Source organism: Streptomyces sp. NBC_00286 (assembly GCF_036173125.1).
GTDB lineage: Bacteria > Actinomycetota > Actinomycetes > Streptomycetales > Streptomycetaceae > Streptomyces.
The window spans coordinates 8,997,516-9,013,766 of record NZ_CP108054.1; the positions used below are offsets into that span (position 1 = coordinate 8,997,516).

Genomic DNA, 16,251 nt, shown 5'->3' on the forward strand with positions numbered 1-16,251 from the left:
CCGGCGTACGGCGTGGCCGGGCCGCTGACATCCCCGTTGCGACCTCTTCGACCATGCCCTGGCTGGAGTTGAGGATGTGGGAGGGCGGGATGGGCGGCGTGGACGCAGCCGGGGATCGGGGCGCGCTCACCGGTGTTGCGCGTCGGCGGGGCCTCCGCGCCGCGCCGCCGTCAGGGCGGCGGTGACGTCAGGCGGGGGACGTCGGCGGGGGGAGGTGAAAACGGCCGCCGGGCTGGCGGTTACAGCCTGTGGAGCGCAGGTCAGGCCAGGACTCGTCCCGGCCACAGCGCGACGAAGCAGGAAGCCACGGAGTCCCGTCCGGGGACTGTGCCGCTACGCGGCACAGTCCCCGGACGGGAAGGCCGGGATCCTCGGGCTTCAGCCCGAGGAGCAAGTCAACGCGGTGCGGTTACGCGGCGCGGGTGAACTGCCACCAGTTCATGTTGAACAGGTAGCCGCTGCCGCCGGCGAACCTCAGGTAGAGGTCCTGGGTTCCCGCCACGCCGCTCACTGGGCAGGTCACCGTGGTCCAGGCCTGCCAGCCGCCGGTGTTCGGCACACTGCACCGGCCCACGACCGTCCCGCTCGGACTGCCCAGGCGCAGCTCGACGGTGCCGCCGCCGGTGGCGGAGGCCACGCGCGCAGTGTAGGAGGAGGCGCCGGTCCCGAAGGCCACTCCCTTGACCTTGGTGTAGTCGCCGTTTTCGATCCAGCCGACGTTCATTCCGCCGTCACTGGTCCATTCGGTCTCGATCCCGGAACCCCAGGCGATCGTCTCGGCCTCCTGGCGTACGTACGGGTCAAGCGCACCGACCTGGGGTGCACCGGTGTCCGTCATGTTGATCGTCGGGATCGTTCCGTCAGCGTTGTAGGAGAACTTCTCCACTGCGACCGAGCGGGTGAAGCCGCCGCCGCCCGGGAGGGCGCCGTTGTGGTAGAAGAAATACGAGTTGCCCTGAAAGTCCACGATGCCCGCGTGGTTGGTGAAGGCGTTGCCCTGGGCGGGCATGACTGTTCCCCGGTAGGTCCACGGCCCGGTCGGGCTGGGTGCCGTGGAGTAGGCGATGAACTCCGAGCAGCACCTGGCCGCATACACCATGTAGTACAGGCCGTTCCGCTTGTAGACCCAGGGTGCTTCTTCGTACAGCGTGGGGCGGTCGGGGTTGTCGGTGCGGGTTCCGAAGCCCGCGGTGGTGAGCGGAATTTGGACGGGGCTGCCTGCGTAGGACGTCATGTCCGCGTTCAGCTTGACGTACCACAGGTTCGGATTGCCCCAGTACAGGTAGGCCTGGCCGTCGTCGTCGATGAAGACGGTCGGGTCGATCTCACTGTTCTCCATCAGCGGGTGGCCGAGGGCGTCCCGGAACGGGCCGGTGGGGCTGTCCGACACCGCCACGCCTATGGCCATCCGGCCGGTGGCCCGGGCCGTCACCGGCACGTACCAGTAGAACTTGCCGCCCCGTTCGATGGCCTGGCCCGCCCACGCGTCGGTGGACGCCCAGCTGAAGGTGTCCAGGCTGAGCGGTGAGCCGTGGTCGGTCCAGTTGACCATGTCGGCGGAGGACCACACCCGCCAGTCCTTCATCACGAAGGAGGAGGTGGAGCCGTCCTCGTCGTGCCCGGTGTAGAGGTAGACCCGTCCGTTGTGCACGAGTGGGGCAGGGTCGGCGGTGTAGACGTGCTGCACGATCGGGTTGTCGGCCCTGGCTGCGGTGGGCTGCACCACGGCGGGCACGACGGCGAACACCAGCAGGAGGCCCATCACCCAGGCGGCTGCCCGGGCGAGTCTCGTACCGGTGGCGGGTGATCTCACTGCGGTCGGGTGAGCCGTTGGCCCGTGGACGGCGGTACTGGCCATGGCGTGGTCCTTCCTGGTGCTGCGGGTCAGGGACTGAGCACTGGTCAGGTGCGGGGGAGGAACGTTGCTGCGCTCGGGGTGTGGTCAGCGCGAACCGTGCGATGCGGACGGAGCCGCCGAGTGTCTGGGCGGCGTAGTTGGAAGGGCGAAGCGGCAGCCCATGAAGACCTGCCAGGTGTGGCCCAGCGAACGCGGGCCCCGGGCGGGTGAAGCTGGTGCCGTCGGAGTTGTGGGAGAAGGTGCCCGGACGGGAGGCGCCGGGGCGGATGTCGGCGGCCGCGCGCAGCCGGATGCGACCGCCCGTGACGTCGGCGCTCGCGACTTCGGTGCCGGTGGTGTTCCGGTTGCCGTCCGTTGCGGATCGTCGTGTAGTCCAGCTGGATGGTCGCGGTGGTGGTGGGTCCCTGAATCCGGTGGGTGAGGGTATTGCGGGCCCAGTACAGGTGGTTGGTGGCCGTCGCGGTGCGCAGGGTCAGGCCGTTGTTGACGGACCACTTGTCGTGGTCCGGATTGTGGTTCCCTTCCCGCTTCGGTTTCATGGTCGTTCCGTCGAAGGTGTCGCCGCCGGTCAGTGGGGTGACCTGGCGGGGTGGGGGCGGCAGGACGGGGCTGGGATACGACGTGCCCCAGGCGCGGCCTGCGAGTTGGACGGCGGGCCGGCCGCGCCAGGCCTAACAGGAGGACCACGGCCGCGCGGCACAGGCGCGGGCGCGGCATGGTGCGGGTGACGTCACACGATGCTCCGGGAGGCGATCGGGTCTCGCCGCACGAATGACAGGTGCACCCTTCCAAGTCCGGCACTTGGCGTGTGGGGGAGAGCCTTACTGGTACGGATGATGCGGGTGGCTGTCATGCCCGGCATGTGCAGCATGCGCAAGCCGCTTCGGCCCGGGCGTGTTCGATACTGCGAACGTGAACCGATCCTTCGGACGGCATGGATCCTAGGAGTTGAGAGCGGACAGCACAAGATCCTTGATCGACCCATTCATGCCGGAGATTGAGGAGTGGGTCGACCGGTCGCAGCGCACGGTGCGAGCCGACAAGCTCACGAACGCCTCCAGCTACTGGGTTCACCGGGGGCGAGCGGACGACGCGGCGGGCGGTCGCGCGGGCGAAGGAACGGTGGCGGGCCGGCCACCGTCGTACTTCCGGCTGTGGATCGCCGAGCCCGGTCTCTGGTTGCAGTTCGACTGGGGATGGGGCCCGAAAGTGCCTGGTCCGGGCGGTGGAAGCGAGCGCGAGACGCTGTTGTTCTGCGCGTGGCTGGCGTGGTCCCGCTTCCGGGTGGTGATCCTGACCCCGACCTCCGCGAACCTGCGGGAGAAGCACAGCAGCTTCGCCGAACTCTGCGGGGCCTGCGCGATCTTCTGCCAGCAGGTCAACACCCGCGTCCACCGCGAGACAGGCAGGGCACCGGCCTCCGCGCTAGACGGTCGAACGCACCCGCCTGCACCGCTGCCCGTGGCCCCTCGCACCCTCAACCTGGACCGGGCGGCAACCTTTTCGGGAGCGGTGGCAACCAGTACTGCAAGGGTGCCTGTCCAAGCCCGCGCCCGCACCGCTACCTGACCCACAGTTAAAGACCTGTACAGGCATGGGACTTGAGGCCGCCTGGTTTCAGTCTGTGAATGTTCCGGCTTGTGAATTTGCGAGAGGTATTGACGCTGATCACCGGAACCCTATTATCCAGTTTGCTCGACACTTCGACCCATGTTCGCTATGTCGAACATTTTAGGGCCCGCACTACACCGCCGTCCGGACAGCCCCTGACGGGGTGGACCGGAGCCGCTTGCTCAAGGATGACGAGGTCCTTATGCACAGACGTAGTTTCAGCCCCAGACATCCATCTGCAGCGCTCGCCGCCGTGGTTGCGGCCCTGGCCGCGCTGGCGGCGCTGCTTGTCGCCGGCCCGGCTCAGGCGGCCACCACCAGCGACGTGCGCGGTGTCGATTCCGGCCGCTGCCTCGATGCGGCGGGCTTCAGTCAGACCGACGGCGCGAACGTGCACATCTGGGACTGCCACGGCGGCACCAACCAGCAGTGGACGTTGACGGACAGCAACCAGCTGACCGTGTACGGCAACAAGTGCCTGGATGTCCGGGGCGGCGGCACCACGTCCGGGACCCCGGTGCAGATCTGGACGTGCAACGGCAGCGACAACCAGCAGTGGCGGGTGAACCCCGACGGCACGATCGTCGGCGTGCGGTCCGGGCTGTGCCTGGACGTCTCGGGCTGGGGCAAGGCCAACGGCACGGGGGTGCAGATCTGGTCGTGCCACGGCGGCGCCAACCAGAAGTGGACCGGCCTGTCCGGGACGGGCAACGCGTGTGCTCTTCCGTCGACCTACCGCTGGACCTCGACCGGCCCGCTGGCGGAGCCGAAGGCGGGGTGGGCCTCGCTCAAGGACTTCACCAGCGTCGTCCACAACGGCAAGCACATCGTCTATGCCACGACGCACAACACCCTCGCCGGTAACGACGGGCGCTGGGGATTGACGACCTTCAGCCCCTTCACGAACTGGTCCGACATGGCCACCGCCACCCAGAACACGATCCCCTTCGATGGCATCGCGCCGACGCTGTTCTACTTCGCCCCGAAGAACCTCTGGGTGCTCGCCTACAACGGGGCTTGGCCATACAGCTTCGGATACCGCACCTCGAGCGACCCCACCGACCCCAACGGCTGGTCCGCGCAGCAGGAGCTGTTCACGGGCACCCTCCCGAAGGGGGGCCCCCTCGATGTGACCCTCATCGGCGACGACACGAACATGTACATGTTCTTCGCCGACGATGAGGGCGGCATCTACCGCGCCAGCATGCCCATCGGCAACTTCCCGGGCACCTTCGGTTCGTTCACGAAGATCATGAGCGACACGCCGCTCAACCTGTTCGAGGCGGTCGAGGTCTACAAGGTCCAGGGTCAGAACCAGTACCTCATGATCGTCGAGGCCCAGAATTACACAGGGTATGGTCGCTACTTCCGCTCGTTCACGGCCACCAGCCTCGACGGCACGTGGACACCGCAGCCGCAGGCCGACACCGTGACCAGCCCCTTCGCCGGCAGTGCCAACAGCGGCGCCACCTGGACCAGGGACATCAGCCACGGCGATCTGGTTCGCACCAACCCCGACCAGACCAAGACCATCGACCCTTGCAATCTGCAGTTCCTCTACCAGGGGCGCGACCCCAGCACCGACGGCGGGGACTACGGCCTCCTGCCTTACCGGCCGGGGGTACTGACACTGCAGCGCTAGCCGTTGGCGTGACGCAGGTCCTGGTGTTCCTGACGTTCGCGGGCAACGACGTACGCCGAACCGGGTGAGCGTCACAGCGAGCGACCAGGAACGGGTGGAGTGGGAGCGGCGGGCTCGGTGCAAGGCCGAGCCCGCCCGTGCACGCGGAGACCCCGGATGGTGGCGGCCTCGTCCTGGTCGACCACGAGACGCGGAACGTCTCAAGCCTGGTGAGTCGGTCGGTTTCAGGGTTCGTCGAATGAGCCGGGGTCGCCGGCGTCCGAGGTGATCACTGGGCGGCGGCGCGGTCGTCCGGCTGGTTGATCCACACGTTGGTGGGGACGATCGGCGGGGTGGGTGGCTTGTTGACGAACCGTTCAGGGGTGCGCTGGTAGACGGCGGTCAGGACGTCGGCGCGGACGGCGACCATCCAGACGACGGTGTAGCGGCTGTAGATGTCGATGATCGAGTACAGGTGGCAGAAGACCCGTTTGCCCGGTCCGCGCAGCCGCGTTACGTCTCGGGACCGGATCTCGTTCGGGCGGGTGGCCGGCAGTTCCGGTTTGGCGTGCGCTGGGTGGACGGCGTGGCGGCGACGCTCACGGACCTCGTCATGCTCGCGCAGTGCGGTACATGGTGGACACGCCGGCCACGTACACGCCTTGGTCGGGCGCTGTCACGTGGTTGGGTGGGCGGGCAATCAGCAGCGAGATGTCGGGGGCACCCTCGGGGCCCGGCACGATCCGGTCCTCCACCTCGAAAAGCCCGTCCTGGTCCAGTGCCTCCGGACCTGGCCTGGCCGCTGCCATGCCCTGGCGTGCCGCGGCCACCATGTCGATCGTGAAGGTGGAAGGAAGCGTCTCGGCGACAACCTCCAGAACGGCGGCGAGTTCGGGGTCGAACGGGGGCGGAACCAGGCTCATGGTTTCTCCTCATGCATACGGTTACGGGCACTTGCGGGCCGGCCGACAGTTGGTGGTCGTTCGGGGAGGCGGCGGACGAGGGCCGGGGTGCGGGAGTGCCGCTGTGCCCCGGTATTCCGAGTCAGGCGACCGGAGTGAGACGGCCGGCGCGGATGGCCGCGACGACGCCGCCGTCCACGAGCAGGTCGTTGCCGGTGATGAAGGTGGCGCCGGGGCCGAGCAGGAAGGCGGCGGCCTCGGCGATGTCGTCGGGTGTGCCCAGTCGGCCGGTTCCCGACGCGGAGATCATGGCGCGCATGATCTGGCCGCTGTCCCCGTCGAGTTCCTGCTGTCCCATGGGGGTGGCGATCACGCCGGGACTGATGGAGTTGATCCGGGCTCCCCGCTCGCCCCAGGAGGCGCTGGCGACCTGGACTCGGAGCCGGTTGCCGTACTTGGCCAGCGGATAGGCGGCCTGTCCCGCGACCTCCGGGGAGGTGAAGGGCAGGTCCAGCAGATCGTCGGTGGGCGTGTGGGCGAGGGCCTGTTCCTGCTCCGCGCTCAGGGGGACGGGCAGCATGTGTCCGGCCATGCTGGAGATCACCAGGCCTGCTCCGCCGGGCGCGATGACCCGCCCGAACTCCTCCAGGACCAGCGCCGTGCCGAGCAGGTCCACCTTCAGGACGGCGGCGGCGGGGGCCTGAACGGGAGAGAGGCCCGCGGTGTGCGCGACCTGGACCACGGGGCCGAGCTGTGCCGCCGCGTCCGCGAGAGCGGCGACCGAAGAACGTGAGGAGACGTCCACCGTCTGCGTGACGATGTCGTGTCCCTGCCCGCGCAGGAGATCCGCGACGGAAGCGAGAGTCTTCTTGTTGAAGTCGGCGAGCAGTAGCTTGTTGCCGCTGCCCTGGCGCCGGGCGATGGCCTGCCCCATGCCGCCCACACCGATGACGACAACCACGTTTGCACCCATGGACCCCTCCTACATATCGTTACGATACGTTTCGTAATTATGAGTGTACCTCTCGTAGGATGGGCGGCTATGAATGAGGTGCGGCGGCCTGGGCGGCCCCGGGACGCGGCCAGGGACGAGGCCATCCTCGACGCGGCGCGGGAGGTTCTCCTGCGCGACGGCTATGCCGGTCTGTCGATGGAGAAGGTCGCCGCCGCAGCCGGCGTCGGCAAACCCACGCTCTACCGCCGCTGGTCCTCCAAAGCGGCCCTCGTCGGCGATGCCGTCCTGCACAGCTTTCTCACTGCCGCGCCCGGCATCCGGCTGCCCGGCCGGCCAAGCACCGACAGCTCCGCCCAGCAACTGACCGCCTGGTTCCGTGCCTACGCCACATCGGTCGGCGACCCGCGCCATGCGGCCATGATCCTGGCCTTGACCGCTGCCGCCGCCGAGAGCCCGCACGACGCCGAAAGCCTCTATCGGGACCACACCCGTGCGCAGCACGAGGCCGTCGCGAGCTGCCTGCGCGCGGGAGTGACGAGCGGCGAATTCCGCGCCGACGTCGACGTGGAAGCGGTTGCTGACGCTCTCATCGGCTCCGTCCTCTACCAGCTCCTCACCCGCACAAGCAGCGCCTCACTCCACCGAACCGAACACCTGCTCGTTATTCTGCTGGCCGGACTGCGCACCCCTGATCACTGACTGCAGAGTCATGTCGTCATGGTGGGGCAGGACGAACCCTGGTGCCGGATTCGGGGAACCACCTTCCCATCCCTCCGAAAAGTGCCGCACAGGCCCTACTGACTCGGTCGTACGCGGCGGCCGCGAACGGCGCTCGCCGCGCAGACCAGTATCTCCTCCGCGGAGTAGCCGGCGGACAGCTGGCTGGCTCGAGCAACTCGCCACTTCCCATCTCCCAGCACTGGCCAGCTTGGCCAAGGCCATCCGCGAAGACCAGCACGCAGTAGTGCAGGGCATCACCACCCGGTTCAACTCTGGCGTCAACGAAGGCCGCATCACTGACCTGAATAGGGACACAAAGATCGACCTCAGGTTCGCCGATTTGCGGGGGGTCGAGCTTCGCAACCGGAATCTCAGCGGTTTCTTGCTGAGCGGTGCTGATCTGCGGAATGCGCGCCTTGCATACGCTGACCTCCGGGAGACCGCCAGCCGCAGCCGTGCGCACGACTGACATGAAGTGCAGTCTGAAGAAGCTGGAGGTGTTCGAACAGTGTCAGCACGGCGAGGCAGCACCTCTGAAAACCGCACACAGCTACGCAGTGATCCCCATGGGGTCGTTCCTCCTGGACAGGTATATGGCGCATATGGAGCGGCGAACGGCACCACCCTCTGCCTCTGCCCTGCGCCACCGCAAGCGAAGCGGTTGGACTCCCCGTCCCGATGAGTACGACCAACTCGTTACGGTGACTCGCCGGGGGACGCCACTGCGACCCAACACGCTTTCCGAGGTATTCAATCGCGCGAAAGCCAAGGCGCGTGCCAAGGGAGTCCAGGTACCGGACACAGCCACGTTCCGGGACCTGCGGGACTTCATGCATGCTGTCCTGATCGCTGCGGGTGTACCGCCCGCCCCGGAACGTTCAGGCTCGGATGAGGCACGGGACGCTCGCCGAGACACTGGATACGTACGGCTTCGCTCTGGAAGTGGACTGGAAGAACGCGCCGGCTTCTTTCGAGGAGTTGTACGGCATCCCGGCGCCTGCGGGGATACCCGAGGCGGCCTTGACGCCGCGCTCACAGCGGACGTGACGTCCAGCGGACCTGGTGCGCCGCAGAGATCGCCAGCCCGGCGCACGAAGCAAACGTGCGCCGGGCTCAGCCGTTACCGGACAGGAGGACAGGAGGACAGGAGGAAAGGAGGACATCATGATCGCCGAACGCACCCGGCACACGACCAACGTGCCGCAATGCGCCGCCGCAAGTGTGCACGCGATGTGCACGCAGATCTGTGGGACGGGACTGCCGTGCAGGTCAGAGTGGTGTGACGGGCACGAAGGAACTGTCCTGGCGGAACACTGCGGAGCCGTCCGCCGGGTCCACCCGCAACTGGAAGCCGTAATGGCGCAGGTAGTAGCCCGGGTAGTTGTACGACTCGAAGCGGACCGAGCCGCTCGCCGTGCCCGTACGGGCGATGTACGTGGCGTCCCTGGCGAAGGTCGACGAGCCGTCGTTCGCGTCGAAGCGCGCCCGGAAATCCCAGTGGCGCAGGTAGTTCCCGGCCGCGTTGCGGAAGGAGTAGCCGCCCGCGTCGGCGAGACCCGGCACGACCGTGAACGTGGCCGCCTGCCTCTCCGCCGCGCTGCTCGAGGAGCTCACCACGGGGAGGTTGAGCAGGGCGGACTGCTCCTGCCAGTGGCGGGTGGTGTAGTTGGCCGAGCGGAACGAGCGGGTGACGTTCACCGGCAGGTTCACCCCGCCGGAGACCGTCTCCTTGAGCACGGTGAAGTGACGTGCCGTGCCGGAGATCGACGGCAGCCTCTTCGGGGCGCTCCAGGTCGCGAAGGCGTCGTAGCTGTCGCTGTAGTAGTAGCTGCCGTCGCCGTAGCCGTCGAAGAAGATCCGCCACGCGCCGTTGTCGAGCTGGATCAGCGCGGCGCCCTCGCGGGTGCTGCCCCAGCCCGCCCAGTTGCCGGTCCGGCGGATGGTGTACGGGCCGTTGAGGGCGGTGGCGGTGGCGTACTCGATGTACTTCGTCGTCTCGTTCTTCGTGAACGCGTGGTAGGTGGAGCCGAGCTTCACGATGAACGTGTCGATGTGGTTGGCGCCGATTCCCGACAGGGCCACGGGTGAACTCCAGGCGGTGAGCGCGGAGTTGGTGGCCCTCAGCCGATACGGCGTGAAGATCCACTGGTCGTTGGCGGTCGAGCAGGACAGGATGATGTTCACGCTGCCGTCGCTGTCGACGAACCACTCGGGCGCCCAGGCGCGCGACAGGTTCGCGATGGGGACGGTGTAGTCGTACAGGAACGTCCAGTTGGCCCGGTCCGAGCTGCGGGCGAATCCGATGGTGGTGCTGGTGTCCTGCCAGGTGCGCGTGGTGTACGTGACGTAGTAGTAGCCGTTGGAGTGCCGGAAGATGCTGGCGTCCCGGATCCGGCCCGCCGGCGGGGTGTACGCGGACGCCTTCACCAGCCGGAAGTCGGTGGCGTCGTCGGACTCGTAGACGTTGACCGTGGCATCGGTGCTGTTGAGGAACGGCATGATGGTGTAGCGGGTGGCGGAGCCGCGAGGTGGTGCGGAGGCCAGGGCCGAGCCGAGCGTTCCGGGCAGTGCGCCCAGGAGGGCAGCGGAAGCGGGGAGGGCGGCCATCGCCCGCAGTACACCGCGGCGGGATGGCGTCAGGGAGCTCGGGGGCCTGGTGTCGTTCGGTACGGCGGCGGGTCTGTCCGGTGTGTTCATGTGCGGCTCTCCTCGGTGCTTTCTTCTGCGGGTACGGCCCGTCCCATGGGCCCTACTTGTTGATCGGGGCCCCTGCGGAACGGCCGTACGCGGCGGTCAGTTCACAGACGCGCCCCGATCGCCGTGCCGTTACGCGGGACCAGGAAGCCGTCAGCGGACGGGAGTGGTCGCCCGACCGCGGAACGTTGCCGCATCATGCAGTCGAGCGCCCTGGACACACCGGCCAACGGCCGACATTTCGAACAGAGTTCGGCAAGCCGGTCAGAACGTAAGGTGCAGGTGGGGTCGCGTCAAGACTTCGTGAACGCTTGCGACTTCTGCTTCTGGTGATGCCATAGGGGTACTCGGTGTCAATCGTGACGTAACCATTGACGTGATCTCGCCCGCCTTTTACGGTCTGGTCGGTTATCCGAACCTTGATCGATATATCGGACATCCCTCCTGACCAGAAGCTTGAGCAAGAAGAGGCCCCCCATGGCGTCATCCCCCTCCAGACGATCCCTTTTCCGCGCCGCCGCCCTGGTCGCCGCGACCCCGGTGATCTCCGCGATCCCCATCGGCCGCGCCGCCGCCGCGAATGGTGCCTCCGCGGCGGCGGTCGCCGTCGCGGCCGGGCTGCCGGTGCCGTCCGCCTGGGCGGTGCGGCCGTTCGAGCTGGAGGACGTGAAGCTCGGGCAGGGCATCTTCGCCGGCAAGCGCCAGCTGATGCTCGACCACGGCCGCGGCTACGACGTGAACCGGCTGCTCCAGGTCTACCGCGCCAACGCCGGGCTCTCCACGGGCGGCGCGGTCGCACCCGGTGGCTGGGAGGGACTGGACGGCGAGGCCAACGGCAACCTCCGCGGCCACTACACCGGCCACTTCCTGACCATGCTGTCGCAGGCGTACGCGTCCACCGGCGATCAGGCGTACGCCGACAAGATCCGCACCATGATCGGCGCGCTGACCGAGGTGCGCACGGCACTGCGCAACGACCCGAAGATGCTCGCCGTCACCGGGAAGTGGGGCGGCGCGCACGAGAACGTGCGCGGCTCGTACCAGTACGTCGACCTCCCGGCCGCCGTGCTCGGCGGTGCCGCGGCGATCACCCTGTCGGTCTGGGTGAAGCCCACGCACAACGCCAACTGGCAGCGGATCTTCGACTTCGGCAACAACACCACCCGGTACATGTACCTGGCCGCCCGCAACGCCAGCGGAGTACCGCGCTTCGCCATCACCACCAGCGGGCCGGGCGGCGAACAGGGCCTCAACGGCACCGCCGCACTGCCGCTGAACCAGTGGAGCCACCTGGCGGTGACCATCTCCGGCAACACCGGCACGCTCTACGTCAACGGCGCACGCGTCGCCCAGAACACCTCGATGACCCTCAACCCGGCCACCCTGGGAACCCTGACGAACAACTGGCTGGGCCGCTCCAACTTCTCCACCGACCCCGTGTTCGCGGGCGCCTTCGACGAGTTCAACGTCTACTCCCGGGCCCTGGCCGCCGCCGACATCACCTCGCTGCAGACCAACGAGGCCAAGACGTCCTCCGCGGGGCTCGGCAACCTCGCGTCGTACTACTTCTCGGCCACCACCGGCGGCACCTTCGCGGACGCCTCAGGGCGCAACCTCACCGCCACCCTGCGCCGCACCTGGGGCCGGCCGAGCCATCCCGGGTTCCTCGCCGCGTACCCGGAGACGCAGTTCATCCAGCTGGAGTCGATGACCAGCGGTGACTACACCAAGGTCTGGGCGCCCTACTACACCGCGCACAAGATCCTCAAGGGACTGCTCGACGCGTACCTCGCCACCGACGACGACCGCGCGCTCGACCTCGCTTCCGGCATGTGCGACTGGATGTACTCCCGGCTGTCCAAGCTGCCCGACGCCACCCTCCAGCGCATGTGGGGCATCTTCTCCAGCGGCGAGTTCGGCGGCATCGTCGAGACGATCGTCGACCTGCACTCGATCACCGGCAAGGCCGAACACCTCGCGCTGGCCAAGCTGTTCGACCTCGACAAGCTCATCGACGCCTGCGCCGCGAACACGGACATCCTCAACGGCCTGCACGCCAACCAGCACATCCCGATCTTCACCGGCTACGTGCGGCTGTACGACGCGACGGGCGAGACCCGCTACCTCACCGCCGCCAAGAACTTCTGGGGCATGGTCATCCCGCACCGCATCTTCGGCATCGGCGGGACGAGCACGGGCGAGTTCTGGAAGGCCCGAGGCGTCATCGCGGGCACGATCAGCGACACCAGCGCCGAGACCTGCTGCGCGTACAACCTGCTCAAGCTGAGCCGGATGCTGTTCTTCCACGACCAGGACCCGAAGTACATGGACTACTACGAGCGGGGCCTGTACAACCAGGTCCTCGGCTCCAAGCAGGACAAGGCCGACGCGGAGAAGCCGCTGGTCACGTACTTCATCGGCCTCACCCCCGGGCACGTACGCGACTACACGCCCAAGCAGGGCACGACCTGCTGCGAGGGCACCGGCATGGAGAGCGCCACCAAGTACCAGGATTCGGTGTACTTCACGAAGGCCGACAACTCCGCCCTGTACGTCAACCTGTACAGCCCCTCCACCCTGACCTGGTCCGCGAAGGGCGTCACCGTCACACAGGCCACGGACTACCCGAGGGAGCAGGGCTCCACGCTCACCATCACCGGCGGCAGCGCGACCTTCGACCTGAAGCTGCGGGTGCCGTCCTGGGCGACCGGCGGCTTCCGGGTGACCGTCAACGGCAGCGCGGTCAGCGGAACTCCCAGCCCCGGCAGCTACTTCACGATCTCCCGGGCCTGGCGCAGCGGCGACACCGTCCGCGTCACCATCCCGTTCCGGCTGCGGGTCGAGAAGGCGCTCGACGACCCGACCCTGCAGACCCTGTTCTACGGCCCGGTCAACCTGGTGGGCCGCAACTCCAGCACCAGCCACCTCCAGGTCGGGCTCTACAAGAACGCCGCCCTCTCCGGCGACCTGCTGCCCTCACTGGCACCGGTGTCCGGCAAGCCGCTCCACTACACGCTGAACGGCACCGAGTTCGCCCCCTTCTACGAGGGCACCGAGGACCGGACGCACGCCTATGTCCGCCGGGCCGAGCCCAAGGTCGTGTTCGGGAACACGGACTCCGGGGTCGCCAACCCGGCGAAGTCCGACGGGACGACGTTGCTCGACGAGATCTGGGCGGGGGCGCCGTTCGCCAACAAGGCCGCCCTGGTGACGCGGGTGCGGTCGACGGTGGACGCGTGGGTGTCCGCGGGTCGGCTCACCCAGGCCAACGGTCAGCAGGTGGTCGCCACGGCGCAGAACGCTACGTACGTGCCCTGACCGCCACGTACGTGCCCTGACGCCTCCTCTTGGGGCGGGCAACTGCCGGGGAGGTCACCGGTGTTGACACGGTGACCTCCCGCTCGGCTCATGCCTTCTGCGTGTCTACGGAGATGGTGGTGACGCCGTCCCACTGCGGCGGAATGGCCCCGCTGCCGTTCGGGCCGCCGTTCTGCAGCGCGATCGTCCGCGCGGGGGAGGGGATCCTGATGCCCTCGACCCGGTAGCGCGTGTGCAGCCGCTTGATGAACTCGTGCTTGATCCGGTACTGGTCGCTGAACTCGCCGACCCCCAGGATGACCGTGAAACTGATCCGCGAATCCCCGAACGTGTGGAAGCGGATGGCGGGTTCGTGCTCGGGCATGGCGCCCTCGACCTCCGTCATCACCTCCATCACGACCTCGGAGGTCACCCGCTCGACCTGCTCCAGGTCACTGTCGTAGCCGACCCCGACCTGGACGGTGAGCGTCATCTCCTGTTCGGGACGGCTGTAGTTGGTCATGTTTGTGCTGGACAGCTGGGCGTTGGGGATGATCACGAGGTTGTTGGAGAGATTACGTACGACGGTGTTGCGCCAGTTGATGTCGACGACGTAGCCCTCCTCACCGCTAGTCAGTCTGATGTAGTCGCCGGGCTGGATCGTCTTCGAGGCGAGGATGTGGATGCCCGCGAAGAGGTTCGCGAGGGTGTCCTGGAGAGCGAGGGCGACCGCCAGACCGCCGACGCCGAGGGCGGTGAGCAGCGGGGCGATGGAGATGCCCAGGGTCTGCAGGACGATCAGGATGCCGATCGCCAGCACCACGACACGGGTGATGTTGACGAAGATCGTGGCCGATCCGGCGACGCCCTGCCGTGACTGGGTCACGGCCCGCACCAGGCCCGTGACGATACGCGCCGCCGTGATGGTGGAGGCGAGGATGAGGAGAACCGTCAGGACCTGGTTGACGTTGTGATTGACCTGCTTCGTCAGAGGCAGGGCCGCCGCTGCGGCGGCCACACCGCCGGCCAGCGCCGCGAGGGGCACCAGCGCGCGCAGCGAGTCGACGATGACGTCGTCACCGTTCCATCGCGTGCGGTCCGCGTGCTTGCGCAGCCAGCGCAGCAGCATCCGCAGCCCGACGCCCGCCGCAAGCCCGACGGCCACCCAGACGCCGGCGATGATCATGTCGTGTGCGGTGAGATCGCGGTTCACCAACTGCCTCCCGTCGTTCTGGGAAGGGGGCGTACGCCCGGTATGTGATGTCTCGTCACTTCGTCACCTGCTGCTCGATTCCTGGATGTGCGCTCCCGCCGGGACGTCTGTGCGAAATCCGGCGGGCTCGCTCATCCTGCCGTATCCGCGCGTATGCCTCGCCCCTGGGCCGTTCTGATTCCGGCCATCGTCGTAGGCGCGTCGGCTGTCCGGACGCCCGGCGTGTCTGGGGGAGGGCTTGCATGGAGTGATCACCGGCGGCTCAAGGGGCTGGGACTCGCCCTCGCCTTCGTGGCGCCCAAGTTGGCCTGGATGCGCCGCCTTTGGGGCCCCGCCTCAGATCATCTTCAGGCGCACCAGCGCGCCCAGCGTCAAGGCCCCCGGCAGCAGCGGCAGCCACACCGTGATGATGCGGTAGGCGAGTACGACCGCCGTCGCCACCGCGGCCGGGCCGCCCGCTGCCACCAGCGCGACGATGAGCGCGGCCTCGACCGAGCCGATACCGCCCGGCGTGGGGATGAGGGCGACGGCGACAGTCGCCGCCAGATACGCGACCACGATGTGCAGCGGAGACACCGGCAGCCCCAGCGCAAGGCTCACCGCGACGAGTCCGGCCGCCTGAAGGATGGGGAAGGAGAACGAGCCGCCCCACAGCGCGAGTGCGCGCGCCGGCCGGGTGTGCACGGAGCGCGCCTCACCCAGCGCGGTCCGCAGGAAGGTGGACAGGGCGGTACGCAGCCGTCGTACGAGCAGCAGGACCGCTAGCGCTACGCACGCCGCGGCACCGGCGGCGATCAGCAGCGGACCGACCGCCGCGTCCGGGATGAGCTTGTCGGGGCGCAGTGCGTCGGGGAAGGCGATCAGCAGGGCCAGCAGCAGGCCGGTCCGGGCGATGGCCTCCGCGAGTAGATAGAGCGCGAGGGCGGCCGAGGAGCGGGTCAGTGGAACCCCGCAGACCGCCATGAAACGGAGGTTGACGGCGCTCGCGCCGAGTCCGGTCGGCAGCAGATGGTTGGCGGCGCCCGCCGCGAACTGCGTGGCGAGCAACCGGCACTTGGGCAGCCGCTCGACCAGGGCGCCCTGCCGGGTGACGGCCGCCGCGACCCAGGTCAGGCAGGTCGCCGCCCCCGCCGCCAGCAGCCAGGGCCACTTGGCCGTCGCCAGGTGGTGGAAGCCGTCCACGAGCACGGACCAGTGGCGCACCGCGACCACGGCCACGAGGGCGAGCGGAAGCAGGCACAGGATCTGGCGGACCGGTATGCGTCTGCGCAGGGTGCGGGGAAGTCGTACGTCCGTCACACCGGGAAAGGCTTTCCGCGCCGTGCCAACGGGGGGTTGCGTGCACGGGGACGGCGGCTTACGCGCCGCGCACGTTTCCTG

At 68.1% G+C, this 16,251-nt stretch carries 13 protein-coding genes and 1 pseudogene; 6 read left to right on the forward strand and 8 right to left on the reverse strand.

Translation table 11 applies throughout. The features are described 5' to 3' along the window. Window positions 1-409 precede the first annotated feature (409 nt). Entirely contained in the window at window positions 410-1,762 is a 1,353-nt protein-coding gene (locus OHT21_RS40610; protein ID WP_328774416.1) for a glycoside hydrolase family 43 protein, read from the reverse strand. Window positions 1,763-1,934: 172 nt separating this feature from the next. Continuing rightward, window positions 1,935-2,520 (reverse strand): annotated as a pseudogene (locus OHT21_RS40615) (xylosidase); the annotation flags it as partial. 325 nt (window positions 2,521-2,845) lie between these two features. Here OHT21_RS40615 and OHT21_RS40620 point away from each other — a divergent pair. Together OHT21_RS40620 and OHT21_RS40625 are read left to right on the forward strand one after the other, a co-directional pair. Next, complete coding sequence (locus OHT21_RS40620; protein ID WP_443050554.1) at window positions 2,846-3,427, forward strand: hypothetical protein; 582 nt, start codon at window positions 2,846-2,848, stop codon at window positions 3,425-3,427. 244 nt (window positions 3,428-3,671) lie between these two features. Further along, on the forward strand, window positions 3,672-5,111 hold the full coding sequence (locus OHT21_RS40625; RefSeq protein ID WP_328773239.1) for a non-reducing end alpha-L-arabinofuranosidase family hydrolase: 1,440 nt from the start codon (window positions 3,672-3,674) through the stop codon (window positions 5,109-5,111). 268 nt (window positions 5,112-5,379) lie between these two features. Here OHT21_RS40625 and OHT21_RS40630 read toward each other — a convergent pair whose 3' ends face one another. The 3 genes from OHT21_RS40630 to OHT21_RS40640 all read right to left on the reverse strand — a co-directional run bounded on the left by OHT21_RS40630 (window position 5,380) and on the right by OHT21_RS40640 (window position 6,965). Beyond that, the gene (locus tag OHT21_RS40630) at window positions 5,380-5,520 is read right to left on the reverse strand and encodes a hypothetical protein (RefSeq protein WP_328773240.1); all 141 of its coding nucleotides are present in this window, start codon (window positions 5,518-5,520) and stop codon (window positions 5,380-5,382) included. A gap of 181 nt (window positions 5,521-5,701) precedes the next feature. Beyond that, on the reverse strand, window positions 5,702-6,013 hold the full coding sequence (locus OHT21_RS40635) for a hypothetical protein (protein ID WP_328773241.1): 312 nt from the start codon (window positions 6,011-6,013) through the stop codon (window positions 5,702-5,704). 121 nt (window positions 6,014-6,134) lie between these two features. Then, entirely contained in the window at window positions 6,135-6,965 is an 831-nt protein-coding gene (locus tag OHT21_RS40640) for an SDR family oxidoreductase (protein ID WP_328773242.1), read from the reverse strand. A 69-nt stretch (window positions 6,966-7,034) separates the two neighbouring features. On the opposite strand from OHT21_RS40640, the gene OHT21_RS40645 reads away from it, so the two are divergent. The 3 genes from OHT21_RS40645 to OHT21_RS40655 all read left to right on the forward strand — a co-directional run bounded on the left by OHT21_RS40645 (window position 7,035) and on the right by OHT21_RS40655 (window position 8,714). Further along, window positions 7,035-7,646, forward strand: a complete 612-nt coding sequence (locus OHT21_RS40645; protein ID WP_328773243.1) for a TetR/AcrR family transcriptional regulator — start codon at window positions 7,035-7,037, stop codon at window positions 7,644-7,646. 229 nt (window positions 7,647-7,875) lie between these two features. Beyond that, the gene (locus OHT21_RS40650; RefSeq protein WP_328773244.1) at window positions 7,876-8,136 is read left to right on the forward strand and encodes a pentapeptide repeat-containing protein; all 261 of its coding nucleotides are present in this window, start codon (window positions 7,876-7,878) and stop codon (window positions 8,134-8,136) included. A gap of 419 nt (window positions 8,137-8,555) precedes the next feature. Further along, entirely contained in the window at window positions 8,556-8,714 is a 159-nt protein-coding gene (locus tag OHT21_RS40655) for a hypothetical protein (protein ID WP_328773245.1), read from the forward strand. A gap of 222 nt (window positions 8,715-8,936) precedes the next feature. On the opposite strand, the gene OHT21_RS40660 is transcribed toward OHT21_RS40655, so the two are convergent. Next, window positions 8,937-10,364, reverse strand: a complete 1,428-nt coding sequence (locus tag OHT21_RS40660) for a glycoside hydrolase family 43 protein (RefSeq protein WP_328773246.1) — start codon at window positions 10,362-10,364, stop codon at window positions 8,937-8,939. A gap of 474 nt (window positions 10,365-10,838) precedes the next feature. Between OHT21_RS40660 and OHT21_RS40665 the strand changes: the two genes are divergently transcribed. Then, a complete protein-coding gene (locus OHT21_RS40665; RefSeq protein ID WP_328773247.1) occupies window positions 10,839-13,679 on the forward strand; it encodes a beta-L-arabinofuranosidase domain-containing protein in 2,841 nt (946 codons plus the stop codon). Between the two features lie 88 nt (window positions 13,680-13,767). On the opposite strand, the gene OHT21_RS40670 is transcribed toward OHT21_RS40665, so the two are convergent. Both OHT21_RS40670 and OHT21_RS40675 read right to left on the reverse strand, forming a co-directional pair. Next, a complete protein-coding gene (locus OHT21_RS40670) occupies window positions 13,768-14,871 on the reverse strand; it encodes a mechanosensitive ion channel family protein (RefSeq protein WP_328773248.1) in 1,104 nt (367 codons plus the stop codon). 336 nt (window positions 14,872-15,207) lie between these two features. Further along, window positions 15,208-16,170, reverse strand: coding sequence for a lysylphosphatidylglycerol synthase transmembrane domain-containing protein (locus OHT21_RS40675; RefSeq protein ID WP_328773249.1), 963 nt, complete (start codon window positions 16,168-16,170; stop codon window positions 15,208-15,210). Between the last annotated feature and the right edge of the window lie 81 nt (window positions 16,171-16,251).